The sequence below is a fragment of the Streptomyces sp. NPDC021080 genome, assembly GCF_044333225.1.
In the GTDB taxonomy this organism is placed as follows: Bacteria; Actinomycetota; Actinomycetes; order Streptomycetales; family Streptomycetaceae; genus Streptomyces.
On record NZ_JBIRQM010000015.1, the window covers coordinates 196,433 to 223,323 of the forward strand.

General features: G+C 71.8%; 23 protein-coding genes. 11 read left to right on the top strand and 12 right to left on the bottom strand.

Annotated features, from left to right (window positions below):
• Positions 1 to 23: 23 nt before the first annotated feature.
• Positions 24 to 389 (bottom strand): YbjQ family protein, encoded by a 366-nt coding sequence (locus tag ACH4S8_RS32885; RefSeq protein ID WP_037625965.1) that lies wholly within the window; start codon positions 387 to 389, stop codon positions 24 to 26.
• Positions 390 to 527: 138 nt separating this feature from the next.
• Here ACH4S8_RS32885 and ACH4S8_RS32890 point away from each other — a divergent pair, with 138 nt between their 5' ends.
• Positions 528 to 1,766: a DedA family protein gene (locus ACH4S8_RS32890; protein ID WP_398400588.1), complete on the top strand. Its 1,239-nt coding sequence runs from the start codon at positions 528 to 530 to the stop codon at positions 1,764 to 1,766.
• Positions 1,767 to 1,791: 25 nt separating this feature from the next.
• Here the strand turns inward: ACH4S8_RS32890 and ACH4S8_RS32895 are convergent, their stop codons facing one another.
• A complete protein-coding gene (locus ACH4S8_RS32895) occupies positions 1,792 to 3,450 on the bottom strand; it encodes a threonine/serine exporter ThrE family protein (protein WP_398400590.1) in 1,659 nt (552 codons plus the stop codon).
• Between the two features lie 156 nt (positions 3,451 to 3,606).
• Positions 3,607 to 4,098 (bottom strand): inorganic diphosphatase, encoded by a 492-nt coding sequence (locus ACH4S8_RS32900; protein ID WP_037625961.1) that lies wholly within the window; start codon positions 4,096 to 4,098, stop codon positions 3,607 to 3,609.
• Positions 4,099 to 4,177: 79 nt separating this feature from the next.
• Here ACH4S8_RS32900 and dacB point away from each other — a divergent pair, with 79 nt between their 5' ends.
• The 6 genes from dacB to folE all read left to right on the top strand — a co-directional run bounded on the left by dacB (position 4,178) and on the right by folE (position 12,163).
• Positions 4,178 to 5,734, top strand: coding sequence for a D-alanyl-D-alanine carboxypeptidase/D-alanyl-D-alanine-endopeptidase (gene dacB / locus ACH4S8_RS32905; RefSeq protein ID WP_398400592.1), 1,557 nt, complete (start codon positions 4,178 to 4,180; stop codon positions 5,732 to 5,734).
• 219 nt (positions 5,735 to 5,953) lie between these two features.
• On the top strand, positions 5,954 to 7,102 hold the full coding sequence (locus ACH4S8_RS32910; RefSeq protein ID WP_398400594.1) for a zinc-dependent metalloprotease: 1,149 nt from the start codon (positions 5,954 to 5,956) through the stop codon (positions 7,100 to 7,102).
• Positions 7,103 to 7,294: 192 nt separating this feature from the next.
• Positions 7,295 to 8,458 carry a tRNA lysidine(34) synthetase TilS gene (gene tilS, locus ACH4S8_RS32915; RefSeq protein WP_398400596.1) on the top strand — a complete coding sequence of 388 codons (1,164 nt, stop codon included), beginning with the start codon at positions 7,295 to 7,297 and terminating at the stop codon, positions 8,456 to 8,458.
• A 166-nt stretch (positions 8,459 to 8,624) separates the two neighbouring features.
• On the top strand, positions 8,625 to 9,185 hold the full coding sequence (gene hpt, locus ACH4S8_RS32920; RefSeq protein WP_037625953.1) for a hypoxanthine phosphoribosyltransferase: 561 nt from the start codon (positions 8,625 to 8,627) through the stop codon (positions 9,183 to 9,185).
• 199 nt (positions 9,186 to 9,384) lie between these two features.
• Positions 9,385 to 11,412: an ATP-dependent zinc metalloprotease FtsH gene (gene ftsH / locus ACH4S8_RS32925; RefSeq protein ID WP_398400725.1), complete on the top strand. Its 2,028-nt coding sequence runs from the start codon at positions 9,385 to 9,387 to the stop codon at positions 11,410 to 11,412.
• A 145-nt stretch (positions 11,413 to 11,557) separates the two neighbouring features.
• Positions 11,558 to 12,163 (top strand): GTP cyclohydrolase I FolE, encoded by a 606-nt coding sequence (gene folE, locus ACH4S8_RS32930; protein ID WP_398400599.1) that lies wholly within the window; start codon positions 11,558 to 11,560, stop codon positions 12,161 to 12,163.
• Between the two features lie 100 nt (positions 12,164 to 12,263).
• Here the strand turns inward: folE and ACH4S8_RS32935 are convergent, their stop codons facing one another.
• The 6 genes from ACH4S8_RS32935 to ACH4S8_RS32960 all read right to left on the bottom strand — a co-directional run bounded on the left by ACH4S8_RS32935 (position 12,264) and on the right by ACH4S8_RS32960 (position 17,447).
• On the bottom strand, positions 12,264 to 12,752 hold the full coding sequence (locus ACH4S8_RS32935) for a DUF3180 domain-containing protein (RefSeq protein WP_398400601.1): 489 nt from the start codon (positions 12,750 to 12,752) through the stop codon (positions 12,264 to 12,266).
• A 73-nt stretch (positions 12,753 to 12,825) separates the two neighbouring features.
• A complete protein-coding gene (folK, locus tag ACH4S8_RS32940; RefSeq protein WP_398400603.1) occupies positions 12,826 to 13,437 on the bottom strand; it encodes a 2-amino-4-hydroxy-6-hydroxymethyldihydropteridine diphosphokinase in 612 nt (203 codons plus the stop codon).
• Complete coding sequence (gene folB, locus ACH4S8_RS32945) at positions 13,434 to 13,793, bottom strand: dihydroneopterin aldolase (RefSeq protein WP_398400605.1); 360 nt, start codon at positions 13,791 to 13,793, stop codon at positions 13,434 to 13,436. The genes folK and folB overlap by 4 nt, the downstream gene beginning before the upstream one ends.
• A gap of 249 nt (positions 13,794 to 14,042) precedes the next feature.
• Positions 14,043 to 14,537, bottom strand: a complete 495-nt coding sequence (locus ACH4S8_RS32950) for a nuclear transport factor 2 family protein (protein WP_398400607.1) — start codon at positions 14,535 to 14,537, stop codon at positions 14,043 to 14,045.
• On the bottom strand, positions 14,534 to 15,445 hold the full coding sequence (gene folP / locus ACH4S8_RS32955) for a dihydropteroate synthase (protein ID WP_398400609.1): 912 nt from the start codon (positions 15,443 to 15,445) through the stop codon (positions 14,534 to 14,536). Before folP ends, ACH4S8_RS32950 begins: the two co-directional genes overlap by 4 nt.
• A gap of 196 nt (positions 15,446 to 15,641) precedes the next feature.
• Positions 15,642 to 17,447, bottom strand: coding sequence for a phosphatidylglycerol lysyltransferase domain-containing protein (locus ACH4S8_RS32960; RefSeq protein ID WP_398400611.1), 1,806 nt, complete (start codon positions 17,445 to 17,447; stop codon positions 15,642 to 15,644).
• Between the two features lie 224 nt (positions 17,448 to 17,671).
• Here ACH4S8_RS32960 and ACH4S8_RS32965 point away from each other — a divergent pair, with 224 nt between their 5' ends.
• Positions 17,672 to 18,802: an alpha/beta hydrolase gene (locus tag ACH4S8_RS32965; RefSeq protein WP_398400613.1), complete on the top strand. Its 1,131-nt coding sequence runs from the start codon at positions 17,672 to 17,674 to the stop codon at positions 18,800 to 18,802.
• A gap of 390 nt (positions 18,803 to 19,192) precedes the next feature.
• Positions 19,193 to 20,887 carry a hypothetical protein gene (locus ACH4S8_RS32970; RefSeq protein ID WP_398400615.1) on the top strand — a complete coding sequence of 565 codons (1,695 nt, stop codon included), beginning with the start codon at positions 19,193 to 19,195 and terminating at the stop codon, positions 20,885 to 20,887.
• 93 nt (positions 20,888 to 20,980) lie between these two features.
• Here ACH4S8_RS32970 and ACH4S8_RS32975 read toward each other — a convergent pair whose 3' ends face one another.
• Both ACH4S8_RS32975 and ACH4S8_RS32980 read right to left on the bottom strand, forming a co-directional pair.
• Positions 20,981 to 22,306 carry a PH domain-containing protein gene (locus ACH4S8_RS32975; RefSeq protein WP_398400727.1) on the bottom strand — a complete coding sequence of 442 codons (1,326 nt, stop codon included), beginning with the start codon at positions 22,304 to 22,306 and terminating at the stop codon, positions 20,981 to 20,983.
• Positions 22,307 to 22,497: 191 nt separating this feature from the next.
• On the bottom strand, positions 22,498 to 23,001 hold the full coding sequence (locus ACH4S8_RS32980) for a PH domain-containing protein (RefSeq protein WP_398400617.1): 504 nt from the start codon (positions 22,999 to 23,001) through the stop codon (positions 22,498 to 22,500).
• A 31-nt stretch (positions 23,002 to 23,032) separates the two neighbouring features.
• Here ACH4S8_RS32980 and ACH4S8_RS32985 point away from each other — a divergent pair, with 31 nt between their 5' ends.
• Positions 23,033 to 24,184 carry an NADH-quinone oxidoreductase subunit D gene (locus tag ACH4S8_RS32985; protein ID WP_398400619.1) on the top strand — a complete coding sequence of 384 codons (1,152 nt, stop codon included), beginning with the start codon at positions 23,033 to 23,035 and terminating at the stop codon, positions 24,182 to 24,184.
• Here the strand turns inward: ACH4S8_RS32985 and ACH4S8_RS32990 are convergent.
• Positions 24,149 to 25,477, bottom strand: coding sequence for an SAM-dependent methyltransferase (locus tag ACH4S8_RS32990; protein WP_398400621.1), 1,329 nt, complete (start codon positions 25,475 to 25,477; stop codon positions 24,149 to 24,151). The genes ACH4S8_RS32985 and ACH4S8_RS32990 overlap by 36 nt on opposite strands.
• A 174-nt stretch (positions 25,478 to 25,651) precedes the next feature.
• On the opposite strand from ACH4S8_RS32990, the gene ACH4S8_RS32995 reads away from it, so the two are divergent.
• On the top strand, positions 25,652 to 26,857 hold the full coding sequence (locus tag ACH4S8_RS32995) for a sensor histidine kinase (RefSeq protein ID WP_398400624.1): 1,206 nt from the start codon (positions 25,652 to 25,654) through the stop codon (positions 26,855 to 26,857).
• Positions 26,858 to 26,891 lie beyond the last annotated feature (34 nt).

The following is a 26,891-nucleotide window of genomic DNA, read 5'->3' on the forward strand; positions in this document are numbered from 1 at the left end:
GGGCCCGCCCGCACCGGCACCGGCTACTCCTTGACCAGGACCACCGCCGTGCCGTAGGCGCACACCTCCGTGCCCACGTCCGCCGCCTCCGAGACGTCGAAGCGGAACATGAGCACGCCGTTGGCGCCACGCGCGCGTGCCTGGTCGACGAGCCGTTCCATGGCCTGGTTGCGGGTCTGCACCAGCGTCTTGGTGAGCCCCTTGAGCTCACCGCCGATCATCGACTTCAGGCCCGCGCCGATCTGGCTGCCCAGATGGCGTGAGCGCACCGTGAGGCCGAAGACCTCGCCGATGACCTGCTCGACACGATGGCCGGGAACGTCGTTCGTCGTCACGACCAGGACGTCCGCGTGGGGACCCTGGCCGCCGCCGTATTCATCGATGCCCATGGTCCACAGCTTTGTCCCAGTCGTCGCACAGTGCATCCTGGAGCCACGGGTGGAACCTGGCGTCGGCACAACGCGTTGATAGCTTTGGCCGCCGACAAGGACCGCCGCACCTCCCTCACCCCTCAGGAGCCCGGACCCGTGATGACGCTTGCCCTCGGTCCCAGCTGGCTGGATCCGAACACGCTCCTGGACAACTTCGGCATCTGGGGCCTGCTGCTGGTGGTCTTCGCCGAGTCCGGCCTGCTCATCGGCTTCTTCCTGCCGGGCGACTCGCTGCTGTTCACCTGCGGTCTGCTGATCGCCACGGACGCCATGGACTTCCCGCTGTGGGCGGCGGTCCCGCTGATCTGTCTCGCCGCGGTCCTCGGCGACCAGGCGGGCTACCTCTTCGGCAAGAAGGTCGGGCCCTCGCTCTTCACCCGCCCGGACTCCCGCCTGTTCAAGCAGGAGAACGTGGTCAAGGCCAACGAGTTCTTCGAGAAGTACGGTCCGAAGTCCCTGGTGCTGGCGCGCTTCGTGCCCGTCGTGCGCACGTTCACGCCGATCATCGCGGGCGTCAGCGGCATGAAGTACCGCCCGTTCCTCACCTTCAACGTCATCGGCGGCGTGATGTGGGGCGCGGGTGTCACCCTGCTCGGCTCCTGGCTCGGCAAGATCGAGTTCGTCAACAAGCACATCGAGCTGATCCTGATCCTGATCGTGCTCGTCTCGGTCGTCCCGATCATGATCGAGTTCCTGCGCGCCCGCTCCCAGGCCAAGAAGAACCCGCCCCAGGAGTCCGAGGAGTCCGAGGAGTCCTACGAGCCGTACGAGGCGCAGGGCTTCGACGACTTCCCGGAGTCCTTCCCGGCCCGCACCCACGCCGCCGCTCCTGTCATGGACGACGCGACCAGGCCCCTGCGTGTGCCCCCGGTCCACGAGAGCCGGGACGGGTCGTACGGCGGCCAGGACCACGCCGGGTTCCACGGCGACCAGGGCCACGGCCCGTCGTACGGGAACCAGGGGCAGGTCTACGGGAACCAGGGTCACGGTCCGTCGTACGGCGGTCAGGGCCAGAGCCAGGGCCAGTCGTACGGGAACCAGGGCCAGGGTCAGAGGCAGTCGTACGGGAACCAGGGGAACCAGGGGCAGGGCTACGGCCGTCAGGGCGACGCCTACCCGGCCCAGCAGCAGTACCAGCAGCCGCAACAGCAGCAGTACCGGCCCGAGCAGCAGTACGGCTCGGAGCAGGGCTACGGCTACGACCAGCAGCAGTACGACCAGGGCTACCAGCAGGGCTACGACCAGGGCCAGGCCCAGCAGCACCCCCAGGGCGACCCCCGGCGTCCGTACGACGCCGAGCAGTACCCCTACGGCCAGGGCCCGTCGCAGAACTGAGGCGCCCGCCCCCCGGGTCCGGGCCTCAGAACCCGCGCGTCCGCTTGGCGGCCCGCCGCCCGCCGGCGGAGCCGCCCGGCAGGCGCAGGAACAGCCGCGAGATCTCCGAACCCAGGTTCACACCGATCGCGATGGCCATGGCGAGGGCCGCGGCCTTGGTGAGCGACACCAGGCCCTTGTCGACGTTGTTCTGCGCGATCGACAGCAGCCCGAAGTAGGTCGCCGAACCGGGCAGCAGGGGCCCGATCGCGGCCGTCGTGTAGGGCAGCGCGGAGGCGAACCGGTAGCGCGAGAGCAGCTGTCCGAAGAGGCCCACCAGACCCGCGGCGACGGCCGTGGAGGCCACCGGCGATATCCCACCCGCGTAGTGCATCGCCCCGTACACCGACCAGGCCACGCCCCCGTTGAGGGTCACGGCCAGGACGGTGGATCGTTCCTGCTGGAGCAGGATCGCGAACGTGAACGAGAGCGCCATCGACGCGGCGATCTGGAGCAGCGGCCGTTCGGAGATGTTCAGCGCCGCGTCCGGGTTGAGCTGCGCGCCCAGCTTCACGCCGAAATAGAGCACCACCAGGACGCCGATGATGATCCCCACGAAGAAGTACATGACTTCGAGGAGCCGCGCGGACGCGGTGATGTAGAAGCCGGTCAGTCCGTCCTGCACCCCCGCGACGAGCGCCCGCCCCGGCAGCAGCGCGAAGAGCCCACCGGTGATCACCGCGGACGCCTTCACGTCGACGTGTGCCACCGTGAGCGCCACGCCTATCGCGGCGGGCGGCATCGCGGCCACCGTGAACTGGTAGAACTCCGGCAGTCCGCGCCCCGCGCACAGCCAGGCGAGCCGGTCGCCGAGCATCGCGCCGAGCGCCGCGGCGACGAACACGATCGCGTCACCGCCGACGAGCACGGAGGCCGCGCCGGCCAGCAGCCCGCCGGAGGCCGTCAGCGCCCAGCCGGGATACGGATGCCGATTGCGCCGCATCTCCGCGAGCCGCCTGTAGGCCTCCTCCAGGGGGATCGAGGTCTCCGGGTCGCTCAGGTCGTCGACGAGCCGGTAGACGGCCGCCAGGCGCGTGTAGTCGGTGCCCCGGCGGCGGACGGTCCGTGACGCCGTCACCGGGTCGTCCACGAGGGACGGCTGGTGCGAGATCGACAGCAGGGTGAAGGTGACGTTCGGCTCGCAGCGGTCGAGCCCGTAGGCGCGGCAGACGGCGAGCATCGCCGTCTCCACGTCCTCGGCACCCTCACCGCCCGCCAGGAGCAGCTCGCCGATGCGCAGGGTCAGGTCGAGCACACGCGGAACGGCGGGCCCCGGCTCGTCCTCCTTGTGGACGGGTTCGGGCGCGGGCCGCTCGGTCACCGGCATGCGCAGCATCGTGCGCATGCGGTCCTGCCACGGCGCGTCCTTGGTCAGGCTGACCAGGGGGACGCCGGTCGCGGGTGTGAAGGCGGGAGGCGCGTTCCGGGCGCTGTAGGTGCGCGGCGTGCTGAACGCCGAGCCCTCCTGCTCCGGACCGGCGGGCTGTGGTGCGTCGAGGCCCTGGGGGAGCGCGAACTCCGAGGTCGTCGACGATTCCTCGTCGGCCGCCGCCGGGCCCGGCGGCGCCACACCCGTGGGCGGACTGAAGGCGCTCCTCGCCTCGTCCGAGTGCGGCTTGCGGTCTTCCGCTTCCGGGTCCGCCACCAACTCCAGCCTCGCCTTTCGCTTCTGTGTGGTTGTCCTTCTTGCCTTCCGTACGCCTCAGTATGCGTACGGACACACGAACGGGCCGCGTGACCCCCAGGGGGAGCACGCGGCCCGTTCGGAAGAGGCGGAGGTCAGCGACCGCCCGCGGGGAGGTCAGTGACCGCCCTGGTCCTTGAAGCGCTTGTAGGAACGCTCGATCTCGGCCTCGGCGTCCGCACGGCCGACCCAGTCGGCGCCCTCGACGGACTTGCCCGGCTCCAGGTCCTTGTAGACCTCGAAGAAGTGCTGGATCTCCAGGCGGTCGAACTCCGACACGTGGTGGATGTCGCGCAGGTGCTCCACACGCGGGTCGTGCGCCGGGACGCACAGCAGCTTGTCGTCGCCGCCGGCCTCGTCCGTCATACGGAACATGCCGATCGCGCGGCACTGGATGAGGCAGCCCGGGAAGGTCGGCTCGTCCAGGATGACCAGGGCGTCCAGCGGGTCGCCGTCCTCGCCGAGGGTGTTCTCGACGAAGCCGTAGTCGGCCGGGTAGCTGGTCGAGGTGAAGAGTCGACGGTCCAGACGGATCCGACCGGTCTCGTGGTCCACCTCGTACTTGTTCCGTGAACCCTTCGGAATCTCGATCGTGACGTCGAACTCCACCGGTGGCTCCTCCATGATCAGCACATAGTTCTGGTGATTAAGTGTCCCTCACGCAGGTGGGTGATCGCGAAAGGGGCTGGTGGTCGTGCCAGAGCTGAGGGCTTGGCGGGCTGCGAGACCGCATGTGGTGCGGATCGCGCGGACGGTGAAACCGCATGTGGTGCGGGTCACCCGTGCCGTGCGGCCGCGTGCCGTGCGGTTGACGACGCCGCAGCTCACAGCCGTCGCCGCCACCGTCGGCCTGGCACTCGCGGCCGGAGCGGCGACCGTGGCCGGCCCCTGGGACTCCACCGGCCAGCGTACGGCCGAGCGGGACTGGGCCGCATCGCGGGCGCCCGAGGGTGGCACAGATCACGCACGTACGTCCGGTACGCGCCGTACGTCACCCCGGCCCGCGCCCAGCGCCGACTTCGTGCTCACCGGCCTCGGCGGCACGGCGAGCGCGGTGCCCGCGCCCGCCGCGAAGGCGCTCGCGGGCGTCCTCGACCCGCTGCTGGCCAATCCGGTCCTCGGCTCGGTGCGCACCGCCGTCGTGGTCGACGTCGCGACCGGCGAGCGGCTCTACGGCAAGGGCGCCGACCAGGTCCAGACGCCGGCCTCCACCACGAAGATCGCGACCGCGGTCGCCGCCCTCGCGGCGCGGGGTCCCGATCACCGCATCCAGACGCGTACGGTCCTGGAGCCCGACACCAAGGAGGTCGTGCTCGTCGGCGGCGGCGACCCGACGCTGACCGCCCGCAAGCCCGCGGACGGCTGGGCGGACCTCGGCACCCTCGCCGAGCGGACGGCCACCGCCCTGAAGGCCCGTCACATGAACCACGTGACGCTCTCCTACGACACCTCGCTGTACTCCGGCCCCGGCCTGCACCCCATCGGGGTCAACGAGAACATCGCGAAGGTCACGCCCCTGATGGCCGACGAGGGGCGCCTGGACCACTCGACGAGCGGGCCGGCCGGGCGCGCCGCCGACCCCGCGGCGGACGCCGCCGGCAAGTTCGCGGACCTGCTCCACGACCACGGCATCACCACGACGGCGCCCGGCCCCTCGAAGGCGACGGGCCGCTCCCAGGCCCTCGCCTCCGTCTCCTCGCCGCCGCTGTCCGCCCTGGTCGAGCGGATGCTGACCAACAGTGACAACGACATCGCCGAGGCGCTGGCCCGCCAGGTCGCCCTCGCCGCCGGCGAGGAACCCTCCTTCGACGGGGACGCGAAGGCGATCCGTGCCCAGCTGAAGAAGCTCGGACTCCCGCTGACCGGGGCTCAGTTCGCGGACGGCAGCGGCCTGGACCGCGCCGACAAGGTCTCCGCCGACCTGCTCACCGCCCTGCTGGCCAAGGCCGGCGACGCGGCCCACCCCGAACTGCGTTCCGTCCTCACCGGCCTGCCCGTCGCCGGCTTCACCGGCACCCTGAGCACCCGTTACACCGACGCCCCCACCGCCACCGGGGTCGTCCGCGCCAAGACCGGAACCCTGACCGGGGTCAACACCCTTGCCGGCACGGTCGTCGACAAGGACGGCCGCCTGCTGGCCTTCGCCTTCCTGACCTCGGACGCCTCCAACCCGCCCGACGCCGCGCTGGCGAGGGCGGCGCTGGACCACACGGCGACGGCCCTGGTGGCGTGCGGCTGCCGCTAGGGATGGGGCCGCAGGACCTGGCGTGCAGAACCTGGCGCGCCGGTGGCCGTGCGCCGTACGCCGTACGCGGAACCCCGGCGCGCCGACAGGCCGTGCGCCGTACGCGGAACGCGACCCCTCCCGGCCCGTGAGAACCACACGCACCACCCGCCCCTCGGCGGGGGCGCGGACGGCTCCGGACCCTCACCGCAGCCGGACCCGCTCACGTACGGTTGACGCATGACGAGCATCGGTGGTGCTGCATCTACTGGGATGGTCGATTGGAATCTCGCGGTGGCGACCGCGACCCGGCTCGTACGGCCGGGCCCGGAGGTGAGCCGGGACGAGGCGCGGGCCATCGTCGCGGAGCTGCGCCGGCACGCGAAGGCCTCGGAGGAACACGTCCGGGGCTTCACCCGTATGGGTGAGGACGTCGTCCACGACACCCCCGTCCTCGTCGTCGACCGCCCCGGCTGGGTCCGGGCGAACGTCGCCGGGTTCCGGGAGATCCTCAAGCCCCTTCTGGACAAGATGCAGGAACGGCGCGGGAGCAGCCCGGGCGGAGCCGTCCTCGGCGTCGTCGGCGGCAAGGTCACCGGCGTCGAACTGGGCATGCTGCTGTCGTTCCTGTCGTCGCGGGTCCTCGGGCAGTACGAGACGTTCGCGCCCGCGACCCGGGACCTGCCCGCGGGGGCGCCCACCGCCTCCGGCAACGGCGGCGGCAGGCTCCTGCTGGTCGCCCCGAACATCGTGCACGTGGAGCGCGAACTCGATGTCCAGCCGCACGACTTCCGTCTGTGGGTGTGCCTCCACGAGGAGACGCACCGCACCCAGTTCACGGCCGTGCCCTGGCTGCGCGACCACCTGGAGGGCGAAATCCAGTCGTTCTTGGCGGAGACCGAGGTCGACCCCATGACCGTCCTGGAGCGCATCAGAGAGGCCGCGCAGTCGCTCTCCGGCTCCCGCCCCGACACCGAGGAGGACGACGGCGGACGTTCCCTCGTGGAAATCGTGCAGACGCCGGCGCAGCGCGAGATCCTCGGCCGGCTCACCGCCGTGATGTCCCTCCTGGAGGGCCACGCCGACTTCGTGATGGACGGCGTCGGACCCGCCGTGGTCCCCTCCGTCGCCGAGATCCGCGAGAAGTTCCAGCAGCGCCGCGCCAAGGGTGCCTCCCGCCTCGACATGGCCCTGCGCAAACTGCTCGGCCTGGACGCCAAGCTGAGGCAGTACAGGGACGGCGAGCGCTTCGTACGGGCGGTCGTCGACGAGGTCGGCATGGACGGCTTCAACCGGGTGTGGACCTCGCCGAACACGCTCCCGACCAAGACGGAGATCGCCAAACCGGCGGACTGGGTCGCGCGGGTGCACCGCAAGGCGGAGTCGTGAACCCTACGGGACGGTCGTGAAACGAATCCGGCCGATGGCAGGCAAACGCTCCTGCTATCACCCGTCCGAGGGACCGTGAAGCACGGGTAGGCGTGCAATGCTCGGGGAACGCCCCGGTTCTGTCACCATCTACACACTCTGAGTGACAGATCCCCGGGCTAACCCCCGAAAACTTCATGAAGGGAACCGGACATGGGTCCCCATCCTGCGGTCGCGGCGATACGCCTGGCGGTCCGCCGCGTACTCCACGACATCCTGACCGAACAACCGCCCGCCCACGACACCCGGTGCGCGCCCGCGCGCGGTGCCGCGCGCCCCTGCGCGCCCGACGCGGAACGCGTCCCCGCGCCCGGAACGCGGCGCAGCCTCGCCGTGCCCGCACGCGCCCCGCACGACCAGACCCGCACGAGCTCCCGGCCCCGACCGGGGGAGGGCGTCACCCCGGCGCCGCTCGTGCTCGTCGCCTGCTCCGGCGGCGCCGACTCCATGGCGCTCGCCTCCGCCCTCGCCTTCGAAGCCCCCAAGCTCGGCATCCGTGCCGGTGGCGTCACCGTCGACCACGGGCTGCAGCCCGGCTCCGAGCTGCGCGCCGACGAAGTCGTGCTGCGCCTCACCGAGCTCGGGCTCGCCCCGGCCGAGTCGATCGCCGTCACCGTCGGCCGCGACGGAGGCCCCGAGGCCGCCGCCCGCGACGCCCGGTACGCCGCCCTGGACTCCGCCGCCGAGCGCCACGGCGCCACCGCGGTCCTCCTCGGCCACACCCGCGACGATCAGGCCGAGACGGTCCTGCTCGGCCTCGCCCGCGGCTCCGGCATCCGCTCCCTGTCCGGAATGGCCGCGGTCTCGGGGGCCGACGGCCGCTACCGCCGCCCCTTCCTGCACCTGGACCGGCAGACCGCCCGCAAGGCGTGCATGGTCCAGTCGCTGCCCGTCTGGGACGACCCGCACAACGCCGATCCGGCCTACACCCGCTCCCGGCTCCGTCACGAGGGTCTGCCCGCCCTCGAGAAGGCGCTCGGCAAGGGAGTCGTCGAGGCTCTCGCCCGTACGGCCCAGCTCTCCCGGGACGACGCCGACGCGCTCGACGCGTGGGCCAGCCAGGCGGAGGCGTCCGTACGGGACGCGGCCGGCCTCCTGGAGTGCGCCAAGCTCTACGTCCTGCCGCCCGCCGTACGCCGCCGGATCCTGCGCCGCGCGGCCATCGAGGCGGGCGCTCCGGCCGGTTCGCTGTTCGCCCGGCACATCGAGGAGATCGACCGGCTGATCACCGGATGGCGTGGTCAGGGGGCCATCAATCTCCCGGGCAAAGTCGTCGCCCAGCGCCAGGGTGGCAGACTGGTGATTCGGCAAGGCTGAAACCGGACCCTGCACCGGGGCCGCTCGCGCGGCTCCCCGGGACCCCTTCACTCGGGTCGCGGGCGGTCCGAACGGCCGCGCGGGTGAGCCGAAGGGGACCATCGCCGGTTGCACGGCGCCCTGTAGGTGACGAGCCCAGAAAAAGTGGGACGGACGACCGAAAGTGATGCGGGTGGACGCGAAAGACATGGGCACCGACCTCAAGTCGGTGCTCATCACCAAGGAAGAGATCGACGCGAAGCTGGCCGAGCTGGCCGCGAAGATCGACGCGGAGTACGCGGGCAAGGACCTGCTGATCGTCGGAGTGCTCAAGGGTGCCGTGATGGTCATGGCGGACCTCGCGCGTGCGCTGTCCACCCCCGTCACCATGGACTGGATGGCCGTGTCGTCGTACGGCGCGGGCACCCAGTCCTCCGGCGTGGTGCGGATCCTCAAGGACCTGGACACCGACATCAAGGGCAAGCACGTCCTGATCGTCGAGGACATCATCGACTCCGGGCTGACCCTGTCCTGGCTGATCTCCAACCTCGGCTCCCGCGAGCCCGCCTCGCTCAAGGTGTGCACGCTGCTGCGCAAGCCGGACGCGGCCAAGGTCGCGATCGACGTGGAGTGGGTCGGCTTCGACATCCCGAACGAGTTCGTCATCGGGTACGGCCTGGACTACGCCGAGAAGTACCGGAACCTCCCGTTCGTCGGTACGCTCGCGCCTCACGTCTACGGCGGCTGAGCACCCTCTTCCTGAGGACGCCTCAGTCCTTGTAGGACGTTCGGGAACCCCAGCGGGTTTCGCGCCGTTGGAGCATGCGTGGGCGGGATTGCCAGCAGTCCCCTGCGGCTTCGGGTGACAATGCTGGGGTACCGTCCGAAGAACAGCCTTTATCAAACTCACTATGGCAGGAGGGACGGGGCGGCACCGCTCCGTATGGATGGACGTGAAGCGATACTTCCGTGGGCCGGTCATGTGGATCGTGCTGGCCGTCCTTGCCGTGGTCGTGTTGATGCAGGTCGTCGGTTCGTCCGGCGGCTACAAGACGGTGGACACCGGCCAGGTCGTCCAGGCGATCAATGACAACAAGGTCCAGTCAGCCAAGATCACCACTGGTGACGAGCAGATCATCAAGGCCGAGCTGAAGGACGGCGAGAAGGTCGACGGCAGCTCGAAGATCCAGGCGAGCTACATCGGCGACCAGGGCGTGGCCCTGGCCAACACACTGCAGGACAAGTTCCAGAACAAGCAGATCCCGGACGGCTACACCGTCTCGCCGTCCAAGCAGAACCCCTTCGTGGGCATCCTGCTGTCCCTGCTTCCCTTCGTCCTCATCGTCGTCGTCTTCCTGTTCCTGATGAACCAGATGCAGGGCGGCGGCTCCCGGGTCATGAACTTCGGGAAGTCCAAGGCGAAGCTCATCACCAAGGACACCCCGAAGACGACGTTCGCGGATGTCGCGGGCTCGGACGAGGCCGTCGAGGAACTCCATGAGATCAAGGAGTTCCTCCAGGAGCCGGCGAAGTTCCAGGCCGTCGGCGCGAAGATTCCCAAGGGTGTCCTGCTGTACGGGCCTCCCGGTACGGGCAAGACGCTCCTCGCGCGCGCCGTCGCGGGCGAAGCGGGCGTTCCCTTCTACTCGATCTCCGGTTCCGACTTCGTCGAGATGTTCGTCGGTGTCGGTGCATCCCGTGTCCGTGACCTGTTCGAGCAGGCCAAGGCGAACGCTCCGGCGATCGTCTTCGTCGACGAGATCGACGCGGTCGGCCGCCACCGCGGCGCCGGCCTCGGCGGCGGTCACGACGAGCGCGAGCAGACCCTCAACCAGCTGCTCGTCGAGATGGACGGCTTCGACGTGAAGGGCGGCGTCATCCTGATCGCCGCCACGAACCGGCCCGACATCCTCGACCCGGCCCTCCTGCGCCCCGGCCGCTTCGACCGGCAGATCGCGGTCGACCGCCCGGACATGCAGGGCCGTCTGGAGATCCTCAAGGTTCACCAGAAGGGCAAGCCCGTCGCCCCGGACGTGGACCTGTCCGCGGTGGCGCGCCGGACCCCCGGCTTCACCGGTGCCGACCTGGCGAACGTGCTGAACGAAGCGGCGCTGCTCACCGCGCGCAGCAACCAGAAGCTGATCGACAACGGCATGCTGGACGAGGCGATCGACCGTGTGGTCGCGGGCCCGCAGAAGCGGACCCGGATCATGTCGGACAAGGAGAAGAAGATCACCGCGTACCACGAGGGCGGACACGCCCTGGTCGCGGCGGCTTCCCCGAACTCCGACCCGGTCCACAAGATCACGATCCTGTCGCGCGGCCGTGCCCTCGGCTACACGATGGTCCTGCCGGACGAGGACAAGTACTCCACCACGCGCAACGAGATGCTGGACCAGCTCGCGTACATGCTGGGCGGCCGCGCGGCCGAGGAGCTCGTCTTCCACGACCCGACCACCGGTGCCGCGAACGACATCGAGAAGGCCACGGCCACCGCTCGCGCGATGGTCACGCAGTACGGCATGACCGAGCGTCTCGGCGCGATCAAGTTCGGCGGCGACAACACCGAGCCCTTCCTGGGCCGGGAGATGTCGCACCCGCGCGACTACTCGGAAGAGGTCGCCGCGCTCGTCGACGAAGAGGTCAAGAAGCTCATCGAGAACGCGCACAACGAGGCCTGGGAGATCCTGGTCGAGAACCGCGACGTGCTCGATCAGCTGGTGCTCCAGCTGCTGGAGAAGGAGACGCTGAGCAAGGAGCAGATCGCCGAGGTCTTCGCTCCGATCGTGAAGCGCCCGGCCCGCCCCGCGTGGACCGGCTCCTCCCGTCGCACCCCGTCCACCCGCCCGCCGGTGCTCTCCCCCAAGGAGCTGTCGCTGACGAACGGGGCGAACGGATCGACGGCTTCCATCGCCACGGCGACGGAGTCCGTCCCCGCCACGGAGACGGCCCCCGAGGACCGCGCCGACAGCTGAGTCCGCTCGGCTCCGGGCGGCCTCACCAGGCCCGGAATGGATGCCGCGCCCCCCAGGTTCTAGCCTGGGGGGCGCGGCATTTTCGTGTGCCCGCACCTTTTGGACGCGTCGAGGCACGCGCAGAACGCACAGGAACGAGGACCAGATGACCGACCCCGTGACGCTGGACGGCGAGGGCGTGATCGGCGAGTTCGACGAGAAGCGTGCCGAGAACGCCGTACGAGAGCTCCTGCTCGCGGTCGGGGAGGACCCGGACCGCGAGGGTCTGCGGGAGACCCCGGGTCGGGTCGCGAGGGCGTACAAGGAGATATTCGCGGGCCTGCTGCAGCGGCCCGAGGACGTGCTGACGACGACGTTCGACCTGGGCCACGACGAGATGGTCCTGGTGAAGGACATCGAGGTGTTCAGTACCTGTGAACATCATCTGGTCCCGTTCAGGGGCGTCGCGCACGTCGGCTACATCCCGTCCACCAGCGGCAAGATCACCGGCCTGTCCAAGCTGGCGCGCCTCGTCGACGTCTACGCCCGGCGCCCTCAGGTCCAGGAACGGCTGACGACACAGATCGCCGACTCCCTGATGGAGATCCTGGAACCGCGCGGTGTCATCGTGGTCGTGGAGTGCGAGCACATGTGCATGTCCATGCGCGGCATCCGCAAGCCCGGCGCGAAGACCATCACGTCGGCGGTGCGCGGGCAACTGCGGGACGCGGCGACCCGCAACGAGGCGATGAGCCTCATCATGGCCCGCTGAGGCTCTGCGGGCCCGAGACCCGAAGTCTGATCCGGACCGGTCCGGACGGCACTCCCGGGGACGACGACCCTCTTCGGGGCCCGGCGCCCCGGCGTGGTGGCTATGCCACCGGGGCCGCCCCGCCGTGGTGTTCGTCGTCGTCCTCCGGGAGCTTGCAGACGCGCTCCAGGAAGAAGGCGGCCGCTATCACGCCGATCCCGGCGAGGACGGACAGACCGGCGTAGATGGCCTGGTCGCGGCGGGCGGGGACCTCCAGGGACTCCAGGAGGAACACTCCGGTGCCTCCGTACATCCCCGCCACCAGGGCGGCGACCAGGGCGCTCGCCTGGCCGAAGACGACCGCGCGGGCGGCCATCAGCGGATCGACGCCCTTGGCGCCGGGGCGGCGCTCGCGCTGGGCCTTGAGGCGGGCGCGCAGCGACAGGGCCGTCGCGAGGAGGACGATCGCGATCAGGGCGAGGACGATGGGGGCGGCCAGCGGGACCCGGGGCAGCGTGCCCACCGCGTTCCACAGGCGGGCGCCCGCCCAGGACAGCACTCCGGCCACCACGAACACGGCAGCCAGTGTCCTGATCCGCAGCTCTTTCACGTTGCCCCTTCGGTAGCCCGCGTGCGGCCGGGGCCCGTGCCGGGCCGGCCTGTGGTCGTCTTGACCTTAACGACTACTCGGGCAGCCGGAGTTCCAGGTCGGCGCGGGCCGCGACACCCTCCCGGGTGAGGGTGTCCAGGAGCCGGGCGACGGCGCCGTGGCCGGGGAGCTGCGCCTCGGGATCCACGTCGTGCCAGGGGGCGAGGACGAAGGCCCGCTCGTGCGCGCGCGGGTGAGGGAGGGTCAGCACCGGGTCGTCGGAGACGACGTCGGCGTACGCCACGATGTCCACGTCGATCGTGCGCGGGCCCCAGCGCTCGTCCCGCACGCGGTGGAAGGCCTCCTCGACCGCGTGGGCCCGCTCCAGGAGCGAGGACGGCGGGAGGGTGGTCCTGAGCACCACGACCGCGTTGAAGTACGAGGGCTGGCTGCCCGGTTCGACGCCCCACGGCTCGGTCTCGTAGACGGGGGAGACGGCTTTGACCCGGACGCCCGGGGTGTCCTCCAGGGCGTCGATGGCTCCCTGGAGGTTCTCCATGCGGTTGCCCAGGTTCGACCCGAGGGAGATCACCGCGCGCCTGGGGTTGCTCAGCGTCGTGTCGGCGGCGTCGACCTGCTCGACCACGGAGGCGGGCACCGGCTGGACGGTCGGGTCGCTGTGATCCTCGGTGAAGGACGCGGTCATACTCGGCTCCGGATGATCGTGACGGTCACGTCGTCGAAGGGGACCGTGATGGGCGCGTCCGGTTTGTGGACGCAGACCTCGACCTCCTGGACCCCGTCGTGCTTGAGACACGTCCGGGCGATGCGCTCGGCGAGCGTCTCGATGAGGTCGACCGGCTCGCCCTCGACCACGGCGACGACCTCTTCCGCCACGATGCCGTAGTGCACGGTCTTCGCCAGGTCGTCGTCGGCCGCGGCCGGCCGGGTGTCCAGGCCCAGCGTCAGGTCCACGATGAAGGTCTGGCCCTCCTCGCGTTCCTTCTGGAAGACGCCGTGGTGCCCGCGGGCCCTGAGGCCGCGCAGCGCGACACGATCCACGCGAATCACTCCTGCAATTGTCGGTGAAGGCCGTCACGTTCCGAGTGGGGTCGGTACACGGGCCTCGAACGAATCTACCTGCGGGCACCGACAACGCTCGTCCACGGGGACGGGCGAACCGGTGAAGGCCACGAGGCTTCACCGGGCGTTTCCCCTGGGGAACGCGGCGGCTCACGGGCCGGTAGCGCCGCCCCTACCCCGGACCGGCGATTCCAATCACCTTTCGGCTCCCGGGCGCCGTACGTCCGCTCAGCCGGCGGTGTCCTCGTCCTCCTCCTCGTCGGACTCCGCCAGGACGGGGGAGGCGTGGTGGGACCAGAGCTTCCAGCCGTCGGCCGTACGGCGGAACACGTTCGTGGCGACGACCAGCTGGCCGACGAGCGGGCCGAGCTCGTCGCCGTCGTCGGGGGCGGGACCGCCGCTGAGGATGTTCTCGGTGCACGTCACCAGGGCCGTGTCGCCGGACACGGACACGCGCACGTCGGTGAGGAAGAACTGGATGTACTCCGTGTTCGCCATGATCAGCGCGTACGAGCGGAGCACCTCGCCGCGGCCGTTCAGGACGGGCCAGCCGGGGTGGACGCAGGACACGACCGCGCCCTCGCCCTCGACGTCGTCGTCGGACGTGTCCAGCGGGACGAGCCACAGGGAGGACAGCTCCTCGAAGTCACCCCGTTCCATCGCCTCGTAGTACGCCGTGTTGGCGAGTTCGACCTGTTCGACGTCGGTCCGCGGTGTGCTCACCGGGCTCCCTCTGCGGCCGGACCGCCGACGGGACCCGTCGCCCCGCCGGTCCGGGCGCCCTCGACGGCACGGGCGACCCGTACCGCGTCGGCGGTGGCCCGTACCTCGTGCACGCGGACCGCCCAGGCGCCCTGCTGGGCGGCGATCGCCGAGACGGCGGCGGTGGCGGCGTCGCGCTCGCGCGCGGGGGGCGGGGCGCCTTCGGGGCCGGCCAGGACGCGGCCGAGGAAACGCTTGCGGGAGGCGGCGACCAGCAGGGGGTGGCCGAGGGCGCGGAGACGGTCGAGGTGGGCCAGGAGGGCCAGGTCGTGCTCCGGGTCCTTGGAGAAGCCGAGCCCGGGGTCGACGACGACGCGGTCGGGGGCGATGCCGCCCGCCAGGACGGCCTCCACGCGCGCGTGGAGCTCGTCGAGGACTTCCCCGACCACGTTCTCGTACGTCCCCCGGACGTTCTCACCGGCCAGGAAGCCGCGCCAGTGCATGACCACGAAGGGGGCACCCGCGGCGGCCACGGCCGGGATCATCGCGGGGTCGGCGAGGCCGCCGCTGACGTCGTTGACGAGGGCGGCGCCCGCGGCGAGGGACTGCTCGGCGACGGAGGCGCGCATGGTGTCCACGGAGACGGTGACACCCTCGGAGGCGAGTCCGCGGACGACGGGGACGACGCGCTTGAGCTCCTCGGCCTCGTCCACGCGGGTGGCTCCGGGGCGGGTGGACTCGCCGCCCACGTCCACGAGGTCGGCACCCTCGGCGACCAGGCCGAGGCCGTGCTTGACCGCGGCCGTCGTGTCGAACCAGCGGCCGCCGTCGGAGAAGGAATCGGGGGTGACGTTCACGACCCCCATGACCGCGCAGCGGTCCCACGTCGGCAGTCCCGCGACTCGGCCGCGCCCGCGCTCAATACTCATACGTCCAGCCTAGGCCTCCGGAGGGAACCCTCATCGCCCCTTGAGGCTCCCGGCGCCCCGGCCGGTCACGGCGATCCTCGGCGCGAGGGCGCGGACCCCGTCCGCCCGGCCGGTCCACCGGGCCCCTCCGGGGGCGCGGACGGCCCCCGGCCCGCACCTCCCGGCCGCTCCACGCGGCCGGTCGTGACCACAGGCCCTAGGCCGCCCTGATCCCCTGTTCCGTCGGCGTGTGGGCGCAGGGGCGTGGGGCCGGGGCGCGGCGGCGCAGGATCCGGGGCAGGGCGAAGGTCACGAAGCCTTCGGCCTGCATGGCGGCGAAGCCGATGCGGGGCAGGTCGCGGGAGGCGGCGTAGACCACGAAGCGCGGCTCCCAGCGCGGGCGGAACTTGGCGTTGAACTTGTACAGCGACTCGATCTGGAACCAGCGGGACAGGAACACGAGCAGTCCGCGCCAGGCGCGCAGCACCGGTCCCGCGCCGATCTTCTCGCCGCGCGCGAGCGCCGAGCGGAACATCGCGAAGTTGAGCGAGATCCGGTCGATGCCGAGGCGGGGGGACGCCTGGAGTGCCGCCACGATGAGGAGTTCGTTCATGCCGGGGTCGGCCGCGCGGTCACGGCGCATGAGGTCGAGCGACACGCCGTCCTCGCCCCAGGGGACGAAGTGCAGGACGGCCTTCAGGTCGCCGTACGGGCCGGGCGGGTCGTCGGTCTTGTGCGCGGTGGCGATCAGGCAGTCGCCGTCGGACGGGTCACCGATACGGCCGAGCGCCATGGAGAAGCCGCGCTCGGTGTCGGTGCCGCGCCAGTCCTCCGCCGCGCGCCGTATCCGCTCCAGCTCGCCTTCGCCGAGGTCACGGATGCGCCGTACCCGGGTTTCGTAGCCTGCGCGTTCGATGCGCTTGACCATCTGGCGCACGTTCCGCATCGCGCGCCCGGACAAGGAGAAATCCGCGACGTCCACCACCGCCTCGTCCCCGAGTTCGAGGGCGTCGAGGCCGGTTTCGCGGGTCCACACCTCGCCGCCCGTCTCGGAGCAGCCCATGACGGCGGGCGTCCAGGAGTGTGCCTTGGCCTCGTCCATGAAGCGCTCGATCGCGCCGGGCCAGGCCTCCACGTCACCGATGGGGTCACCACTGGCGAGCATCACCCCGGAGACGACCCGGTAGGTGACCGCCGCCTTGCCGCTGGGGGAGAAGACGACCGCCTTGTCGCGGCGGAGCGCGAAGTGGCCGAGGGAGTCGCGGCCGCCGTGCCGCTCCAGCAGGACGCGCAGCCGGGCCTCGTCGTCCTCCGTGAGGCGGGCGGCGGGGTGTTCGGGCCGGAAGGCCAGGTAGATCGTGGTGACGGCGGTGAGCCAGCCGAGCGCGCCGAGGGAGAAGGCGACGGTCCAGGACGTGGGTCCCGCGTAGTCGACGGGGCCTTCGAAGCCGACCAGGCCGTACAGCACGTGACTGATGCGGTCGGCCAGGCTCGGGTCGCCGATCATGCGGTCCTCGTGGACGCTGACGATGACGAGTCCGAGGACGAGGGAACCGGCGCCCATGAGAACGAAGTTGGCGAGCGCGCGCCAGCGGCTGCGCGGATCGGGCAGCGCCGCGAACTCGTCGCGGTTGCGCAGCAGCGGTGCGAGCAGCGCGGCCGAGATGACGACGCCTATCACCGAGTGGCGGTACGCGAACTGCGCGGCGGCACCCGCGGGCAGCAGCAGGATCGCGGCGCGCCATGCCCGGCGCTTGCGGCGCCGCAGTCCGTGGGCGAGCAGCAGCAGGAGCACGCCGGCGCTGAGCGACAGCGCCGCGGCGAACGGCCCGAACGAGCCGGGCAGCACCTCGGCGAGGGCGTGCATACGGCTGTGACGGAAGCGCGGGAAGACGCCCGCGGCGATGTCCAGGAGACCTACGAGCGTGCAGGCCCTGGCGATCAGGGCGGGGACGGCCTCCGGGCTCGGACCGCGCAGTACGCGCCGAGTCCGGCCTGTCCGGCCTGGAACCCCACCCGACAATTCCCCATCTATCCTGACAGACATCGCATCCCGTTGGTTCCGCGAGAGACCTTGAATCCGGTGCCATTCCGGCATCCGGCGACATTGCGCCCTCTAGGACGGTGTCTTGGGGAGACAGGTTCACTCCCTTCCGGAAAGCCGGTTCAAAAGGCAAGGAAAGTCCAGGGCAAGGGCTCGCCAATGCGCGGGACGGACCCGGACGGAAAGCGCAGGCGGAGCAGCCCATGGGTCTCACGAGCAACAAGGTGCTGGCATTGGTGGTTCTGCTCGCCGTGCTGCTTTTCATCGGCACGGTGTGGTGGTGGCCGCGGCTCGCCCGGCGTACCTGGTGGTCCGTCAGCGGGCGGATCGGTCTGCTGCTGGCCACCCAGGTGACGCTGTTCGCCTCGGTCGGGCTGTGCGCCAACCAGGCGTTCGGGTTCTACGCCAGCTGGGCGGATCTCCTCGGCCGGGAGCGCGGCGAGGGTGTGGTCGTCGACCACAACGGCGCGAGCGGTCCGGGCGGCGGCCCCCTCCAGGTGGTGGACACCGAGCAGGTGATGGTCTCGGGCGGGGGCCGGCCGGGGACCGGCGGTCAGATCCAGAAGATCGACATCGTCGGCCGTACGACCCGGATCGCCACACCGGCGTACGTCTATCTGCCGCCGGAGTACTTCCAGCCGAGGTACCGCACGCGTACGTTCCCTGCCGTCACGGTGCTGACCGGCTATCCCGGCACCGCCCAGGCGCTCATCAAGGCCCTGCACTTCCCGCAGACGGAGAATCGTTTGGTCAGGGAGGGCAGGGCCCAGCCGATGATCCTGGTGATGCTGCGGCCGACCGTCGCTCCCCCGCGGGACACCGAGTGCGTGGACATCCCCGGCGGCCCGCAGACCGAGTCCTTCTTCGCCAAGGACCTCCCCGAAGCCGTGTCGGACCATTACCGGGTGGGCACAAATCCCCGGAGCTGGGGCATCATCGGCGACTCGACGGGCGGGTACTGCGCGCTGAAACTCGCCGTCCACCACCCCGGGACGTACGCGGCCGGCGCCGGCCTGTCGCCGTACTACAAGGCGCCGATCGACCGTACGACGGGCGACCTCTTCCGCGGCGACAAGGCCTTGCGCAACAGCGCGGACCTTCGCTGGTACCTGAGGAACAAACCCGCGCCGGACACCTCGCTCCTCGTCACCAGCAGCAAAGCGGGCGAATCCAACTACAAGGCCACGCTCGACTTCATAGACCTGGTGAAATCCAAGAGGCCGACCAGGATCTCGTCGATCATCCTCGACAGCGGCGGCCACAACTTCAACACCTGGCGGCGGGAGATCCCGGCGACGCTGCAGTGGATCAGCGGACGGCTGAGCGACCGCTGACGCGGGACCGCACGGGTGCGGTTCCGGTGCGGGCACGGGGCCGTGCCGGTGCGCTGCCGCGTCCGGGCGGCCCGGACGCGGTGCCGTCCCGGGCCGGGGAGTGCCGGACCGGGACGGGGCGTACCGGCCCTGCGGGGCGGGCCAATTGGGCTGCCCGGCACGGAGAAATGCCGTCCCGCGGGGGAATGCCGTCCGCCGATGATTCCGATTCGGTGACTTCCGGAGCCGCCGGAATTGATCGAGGAGCCGGTGAGATCGGGGGGCGTGGCGGGCTTTGTGGGACAAGTAGTGTGCTCTGCCGCCGACCGGTACAGGACAAAGCCTCCGGGGAGGCTGTGTTTTTACCGTGCGGGGCACCAAGATTCGCCTACGCGCGGTAAGTTTCTGGCCATGCCACGTGGACGCCACCGCCATTCCCCGCCCTTGCACAGGGTGCTGCCTTCTTCGGCGATCGCCGGCGTGTCGCTCGTCTTCGCCATAGGGCCCTGGCTGTTCACGGACGCGTTCGCGCTCCGTGTCCTGGCCGCGGGTGCCGCGGCGACGGCGGTCGTCAGCGCAGTCGTCCTGCGTCAATGGGACACCGCGGCGGGTAAACGCGTCGCCGATCTCACGCGCGCGCGTGCGAGCGACGAGTGGCGCCATGAGGAGCGCGTCGCCGAACTGGAGACGGACCTCGACGAGTCGCGCGAACTGCGCGCCAAGCTGGAACAGAAGCTGCGCGCCAAGCGCACCGAGCTGGCCGGCCTGCGCAACGAGCACGCGGCGCTGCTGCGGCGGTACGCCACGGCGGAGACCGAGCGGGCCACCGCCCTGGAGGGGCGTCGGCAGCTCGCCATAGAGGCTTCGGTGCCGGCCCGCGCCCTGCCGGCCGCGCGGACGGCCCCGGACGAGATCGAGAGCACCGACTCCTCCGACGCACCGGACGCGCACGGCACGCCGGACGCTCCGGACGCCACCGACTCCTCCGGAGCGGTGGACACGGACGCGACGGACACGTCCGTGGCGCCCGGGACGTCCGGGGGACCGGACGGATCCGAGGCGTCCGCGTCGTCCGACGAGACGGCGGAGTCCGAGGGCTCCGCGGGTTCCGCGGGTTCCGCGAGTGGAGTGTCCGCGTCCGGAAGCGGGACGGACGACGCCATCGAGGCCTTCATCGCACCCGACGACGACACGGATCTCCCCGACGCCCAGTACGACCGGGACGCGAAGGCGGAGGCCGGTGCCGGGACCGACGAGTCCCCCGAGGTGTTCTCCCCGGCCGGCTCGTCGCTCTTCCTGCGGGCCGGAGCGGCGTCGAGCCGGACAGCGGGCGACGCGGAGGGGACGGAAGGCGCCGGGACGGCTTCGACGTCCGTGGCCCTCGCGCTGCCGGACACGGACCTCGGTCCGGCGACGGCCGGGTCCCTGAACGACATGCCCGCTCCCAGCGGGTCCGCGCTCGACGCGGCCGTCCGGAGGGACGCGGCGGCGAAGAAGCGCGCGGCGCTGCAGAAGGGCGCGGCCGTCACGAAGGACCTGGTCGCCACGAGGGACCTCGTCGCGAACGGCGAGGCCGCTCCGAAGAACGCACCGGCCGCCGAGACGGGTCCGTCCTCGGACGCCGTCGCGGAGGCGGGTGGGGCGCAGGGGAAGTCCGAGGCGGCCCGCGAGCACCAGCGCGCGGCCGCCGAGGCCGAGCCGTCGCCGCCCGCCGCGCCCGGGACGTCCCGCCGGGCCGTGACGGCGTCGCCGTCACGGGCGGCGCTTCCGCCCGCCAGACCCGCCCAGCGCTCCGGGCACTTCACCGTGCCGACGGCGGTGGCCGTCGTCCCGCAGACCGCGCCGGTGCGCCCCTCGGTCGAGGGAGGGTTCGACTTCTTCGGTACGCAGACGGAGGGGGAGGACGCCGCCGCGATGGAGGCCGTGCAGAACGAGGACCTCGCCGATGTGGTCGGTCAGGAGGCGCTCGCCGCGCACCAGGCCGAGGCCGGGGCCGGGCCCGCGGGCGAGGCTTCGGACGGTGCCGACCGTCAGGTCATCGACCTGACCGAGCACGACGAGACCGAGCACATCGACATGACCGGGCTGCGGAGCGCGGCTTCCTGAGCCGGACGGCCGCCGGGCAGACGTGACGAAGCGAGGGCAGTGGCACCACGCCACTGCCCTCACCCGTTCGAGCCCCCGGCGGACCGGTGCGTCTCAGGCCATCCACCGGTCCGGCCGGGCCTCCCGCCGTCCGGTGCGGGACCGGTCCGCCTGTGCCTGGAGCAGGTCCGCCGCCTCCGCGGCATCCCGCAGCCGCGCCGTCACCGTCCTGCCGGCTCCGGCGTCGATATGGACGTCGGCGAGCCCCTTGAAGCGCTCCCAGGGCCCCTGTGTCAGCCGGACGCTCTGCGCCTTGGCGTGCGGGACGAGGTGGAGGCGGCGCCGCAGCAGTCCCCGGCGCGCGGCGAACACGGTGTCGGTGACGGCGAGCCCGTACCCGCGCCACCAGAACGGCACGCACCAGCCGGCCCGCCGCGGCGGGCGTTCCAGGGACGCGGGAACGGTCACGCCGGGCAGCACCGCGGCGATCACGGCGTCGGCCACCTCGCGCGGGGCGACGGGCACGAGGACCGAGTTCGACGACCCGGCGACGTCCAGCTCGACGCGTACCCATCTGCCGCGCCACAGCAGGGGTTCGATGATCCGTACGGTCTGCACGCGTCCGGGCGGCACCGTCTCGTGCGTGCGGTCCAGGAGTCCGTGGTCGATGCGCAGGCCGTCGGGGGACTCGCCCACCGTCCAGTCGTACTCGCCGACGAACCGTCCGACGCTGCTCGCGCCCGCCGCGCCGAGCAGCGGCAGCCCGGTCGCCAGGACCGTCCAGGCGCTGTGCGTGGCGAACCACAGCAGCGTGGGGACGACGAGCGCGCCGACCAGGGAGGCCCAGGTGGCACCGGTGAGCAGCACGGAGGCGGCGAGGACGGCGGGCGGGACGTGCAGCAGCAGCCGCACCGGTGCCTCGCCGACCTCGGAGGCGGACTCGGGCGCGAACCCGGCGGCCCGGGCCAGGAGTTCGGCGCGCAGCCTGCGGGCCTCGCCCTCGCCCAGGTAGGCGAGCTCGTCCTTCTCGTCGGTCCCGACGACGTCGAGCTTGAGCTTGGCGACACCCGCGACGCGGGCCAGCAGCGGCTGGGTGATGTCGACGGCCTGGAGCCGTTCGAGCCGGATGTGCGCGGTGCGGCGGAACAACAGGCCCGTACGGATGCGCAGTTCGGTGTCGGTCACCGCGAAGTGGGTGAACCACCAGCTCAGGAAGCCGTAGAGGGCGGCGCCCGGGACGATCACGGCGAGTGAGACGAGCAGCGCGGTCGTGGTGAGCCGGGTGAGCTGCTCCTGCGCCTGGCCCGGGTCGTGGACGGCCCAGCCGGCGAGGACGGCGACCGGCGCCCAGGCGCGCCGGAACGGGGTCACGGGATGCAGCCGCCGCTCGGACAGAGGCTTCTCGTCCTGTACGGAACCATGGCCGTAGCCGTCGTGCACGGAACCGCTGCCGTCCGGTGCGGAACCGACGTCGTCCGCCACGGAACCGCTGCCGTCCGTCCCGGCCCTGGCACGGGGGAGGCCGTCCACCCCGACCGTGGCGCCGGAGAGGCCGTCCGTCCCGGCCGTAGCGCCGGGGAGGCCGTCCGGTGCGGCGGAGGAGTGCTCCGAGGGCTCCGGGGAGGCCGTGCTCACAGGCCCGCCGATCGTGCCTCGCCCAGTTCGGTCAGCCGGTCCCGCAGCCGCTCGGCCTCGGCCGGATCGAGCCCCGGGATGCAGGCGTCGGTGGCCGCGGCGGCCGTGTGCAGCTGCACGCTGGCGAGCCCGAAGTGACGTTCCAGCGGCCCGGAGGTCACCTCGACCAGCTGCATGCGCCCGTACGGCACCACGGTCTCCTCACGCCACAGCACCCCCCGGCTGATCAGCAGGTCGTCGGCGCGTTCCGCGTACCGCCAGGAGCGCCAGTTGCGCCCCAGCATGCGCCAGCCCCACCCGGCGAGGGCGAGCGGCAGCAGGGCGAAGGCCGCCCAGCCCGGACCGGCGAACAGGACGAGGAGCAGCCCGACCACGATCGCCAGGAGTCCCAGCCACACCACCAGCAACAGCCTTCGCATCCGCAGCAGCCCCGGAGGCAGTCCGGTCCAGACCGGCTCCCCCGGCGCGCTCCCCTCGGCCCGCACGCTCCCCGTCTCCATGGAGCAAGCGTACGTACGAGAGACTGTGGCCATGACTCCTACGACGGAGACCGTGGTCGGTGTCGGCGGCGCCGCCGAGAGCACCGACATGGTGCTCAACATCGGCCCCCAGCACCCCTCGACCCATGGCGTGCTGCGACTGCGGCTCGTACTCGACGGTGAGCGGATCCAGCACGCGGAGCCGGTCATCGGCTACATGCACCGCGGCGCCGAGAAGCTCTTCGAGGCACGCGACTACCGCCAGATCATCATGCTCGCCAACCGCCACGACTGGCTGTCGGCCTTCTCGAACGAGCTGGGCGTCGTCCTGGCCGTGGAGCGGATGCTCGGCATGGAGGTCCCCGCGCGCGCGGTGTGGACGCGCACGCTGCTCGCGGAGCTCAACCGGGTCCTCAACCACCTGATGTTCCTCGGCTCCTACCCCCTGGAACTGGGCGGGATCACCCCGATCTTCCACGCGTTCACCGAGCGCGAGGAACTGCAGCACGTCATGGAGGAGATCTCCGGCGGGCGCATGCACTACATGTTCAACCGCGTCGGCGGCCTCAAGGAGGACCTCCCGGCCGGATGGACGACGCGCGCGCGGGCCTGCGTCGCCGCGCTGCGTTCGCGGATGAGCGTGTACGACGACCTGGTGCTCGGCAACGAGATCTTCCGGGGCCGTACGCGCGGTGTGGGCGTCCTCGCCCCGGCGGCCGTGCACGCGTACGGCGTGAGCGGCCCCATCGCGCGGGCCTCCGGCGTGGACTTCGACCTGCGCCGCGACGAGCCCTACCTCGCGTACGGGGAGCTGCAGGACACCCTTAAGGTCGTCACGCGCGAGGAGGGCGACTGCCTGGCCCGCTTCGAGTGCCTCCTGGAGCAGACGCACAACTCCCTGGACCTCGCGGACGCCTGCCTCGACCGGCTGGCCGAGCTGCCGCCCGGTCCGGTCAACCAGCGTCTGCCGAAGGTCCTGAAGGCGCCCGAGGGACATACGTACGCCTGGACCGAGAACCCGCTGGGCATCAACGGCTACTACCTCGTCAGCAAGGGCGACAAGACCCCGTACCGGCTGAAGCTGCGCTCCGCCTCCTTCAACAACATCCAGGCGCTCACCGAGCTGCTGCCCGGGACGCTGGTCGCCGACATGGTGGCGATCCTGGGGTCACTGTTCTTCGTGGTCGGGGACATCGACAAGTAGGCCTTCGCGGCCGGGCACGCCGAGCAGCAGGGCATCGCGCAGGACGGCGTCGGCGGAGTCCCGGAGCCCGTCGGGGAAGCCGACGGGCTGGAGCAGCCAGCCGAAGTCGCCCAGCCCGCCCGGCGCGGTGAGCTCCGCCGCCTGTCCGGCGCCCGCGAGGGCGCGCACATAGGCGGCCGGATCCGTCGACGCGAGCGAGAGCGGGGGGCGGGCGCCGCTCACGCCCAGCGCGCGCAGGGCCGCGCGCTGGGTCACCACGCGCCCCCCGGGCAGCGTGCACGCGTCGAGCGCCACGTGCGCGGTGATGTCGCAGGAGCCGTCCGGCACCGGTGCCGTCCCGCGTCCTTCCCGGAAACCGGTGAGGGTCCCGAAGGGCGGCCGTCCGTCCGCGAAGTGGGCGTAGTCGACGGCGACGGCGAGCCCCCGGTCGAGCGTGGACACGGCAAAGGCCCAGGCGCGGTCCCGGGGGAGCCCGATCTCGGCCCGGGCGCCCTCGGCGGGCGCGAGGGGCTCTCCGGCGGCCGCGCCCGCCCCCGGTGGACGGGGTGCTTCTTGTACGGGCAGGGGGCCCGGCCGGGCTCCGTGCGGACGGGGCGCTTCGTGGGCGGGCACGGGGTCTGACCCTGCTTCCTGCGGGTGGGGTGCTTCCTGTGCGGGCGTGGGATCCGGCCCCGCTCCGTGTGGACCGGGTGCCTTCCGCCCGTGTGCGGGGCCCTGTCCCGCTCCCGGGGCGGGCCGTGGGCCGGACCGCGGCCACCACCAGGTCCGCAGCCACCGGGCGTCCTCCCCGGCGACGGGCTCCCCGAGACGTTCGGTGCCGTCGCCGCGGACGAGGACCAGCCGCGGCACCGCGTCCCGGCCCGCCTCGGCGACGTCCACGGGCACGTTGTCCAGCCACTCGTTGGCGAACAGCAGCCCGGTGACCCCCCGCGGCGGCTCGGTGAGCCACGAGATCCGGGGGTCGAGGCCGGCGGGCCGGTCCGCCCGCTCGACCGCGTACGCGCGCGTGCGGCCGGCCACCTCGGCGGGAAGGGCGGCGAGGACGGCGGTCACCAGCTCGCCGCGGCCGGCCCCCATGTCGACGAAGGCCAGCGGGTCCGGGCGGCCGAGAGCCGTGTCGAGGCGGCACAGCAGCCGTGCCACGGCGCCCGCGAACAGCGGGGAGGCGTGCACCGAGGTCCGGAAATGCCCGGCCGGCCCCTCGGGCCGCCGGTAGAAGCCCGAGGGACCGTACAGCGCCTCCTCCGTCGCCTCGCGCCACCCACGCCACTCACCCGTCGCCGCACGTTCCACGGGGCCAGGCTAGGCGGTGCCGCCGTCCGGACCGGGCCGCGGACCCGGGCCGGTCCGGACGGGCCTTTGAGCCTTCCGAAGCGGGGGCATCCACCTTGGGGAGTACGACGGGCGGTCCCGGATCGGTCCTCCGGTTGACCCGGGCACACCGAACGCCTCCCTACTCTGGGTTACGTGCAGCGCCTCTATGACCTTCTCCGCAGGTACCCGACATGGGTCGACAGCTTCTGGGCCGTCGCCCTGCTCGGGATCTCCTGGGTGAGCATCAGCAATCTCAACGGCGCAGCGACGGGACCGTCGTCGACCGCCGTGGCGCTCCCGATCGCCGTCGCGCTGAGCGCCGTCGTCGCGCTGCGCCGCCGCATGCCGGAGAAGATGCTGGTCCTGGCCGTACTGGCGGGCCTCGCACAGCTGGTCCTGGACGTGCCGTCGGCGCCCGAGGACTTCGCGATGCTGGTGATCATCTACACCGTCGCCGCGAACGGCGCCCGCTGGGCCTCCCGGCTCGCGCTGGTCGGCGGTCTGTGCGCGGGCACGATCGCGCAGCTCCGCTGGCCGGCGCACGGGACCAGCGAGCCCGGCGGCGTCTTCATAGCGATCTTCCAGACCGTTCCGTTCGCGCTCGCCTGGGTCCTCGGCGACTCGCTCCGGACCCGCCGCGCCTATCTCGCGCAGCTGGAGGAGCGGGCCGCCCGTCTGGAGAAGGAGCGCGAGGCGCAGGCCAAGGTCGCGGTCGCCGCCGAACGCGCCCGGATCGCGCGCGAGCTGCACGACGTCGTCGCGCACAACGTCTCCGTCATGGTGGTGCAGGCCGACGGTGCCGCGTACGTCATGGACACCGCCCCGGAGCAGGCCAGGAAGGCGCTGGAGACCATCTCGGGGACCGGCAGGCAGGCCCTCGCCGAGATGCGTCGGCTGCTCGGCGTGCTGCGCACCGGCGAGCACCAGGAGGTCGGCGAGTACGTGCCGCAGCCCGACGTCGAGCAGCTCGACGACCTCATCGAGCAGTGCCGCACCTCGGGCCTGCCCGTCGACTTCAAGGTGGAGGGCACCCCCCGCCCGCTGCCCAGCGGTGTCGAGCTCACGGCGTACAGGATCGTCCAGGAGGCGCTGACCAACACCCGCAAGCACGGAGGCCCGAACGCGGGCGCGAGCGTTCGTCTGGTCTACTTCGACGACGGACTCGGTCTGCTCGTCGAGGACGACGGCAAGGGAGCGCCCCACGAGCTGTACGAGGAGGGCGGCGCCGACGGGCAGGGCCACGGCCTGATCGGCATGCGGGAGCGCGTCGGCATGGTCGGCGGCACCCTGGACGCGGGGCCGCGGCCCGGCGGGGGGTTCCGCATCAGCGCCCTGCTGCCGCTCAAAGCGGCCCACTGACACCTGTACACACCCCGGTCCTCCGCCCACCCCG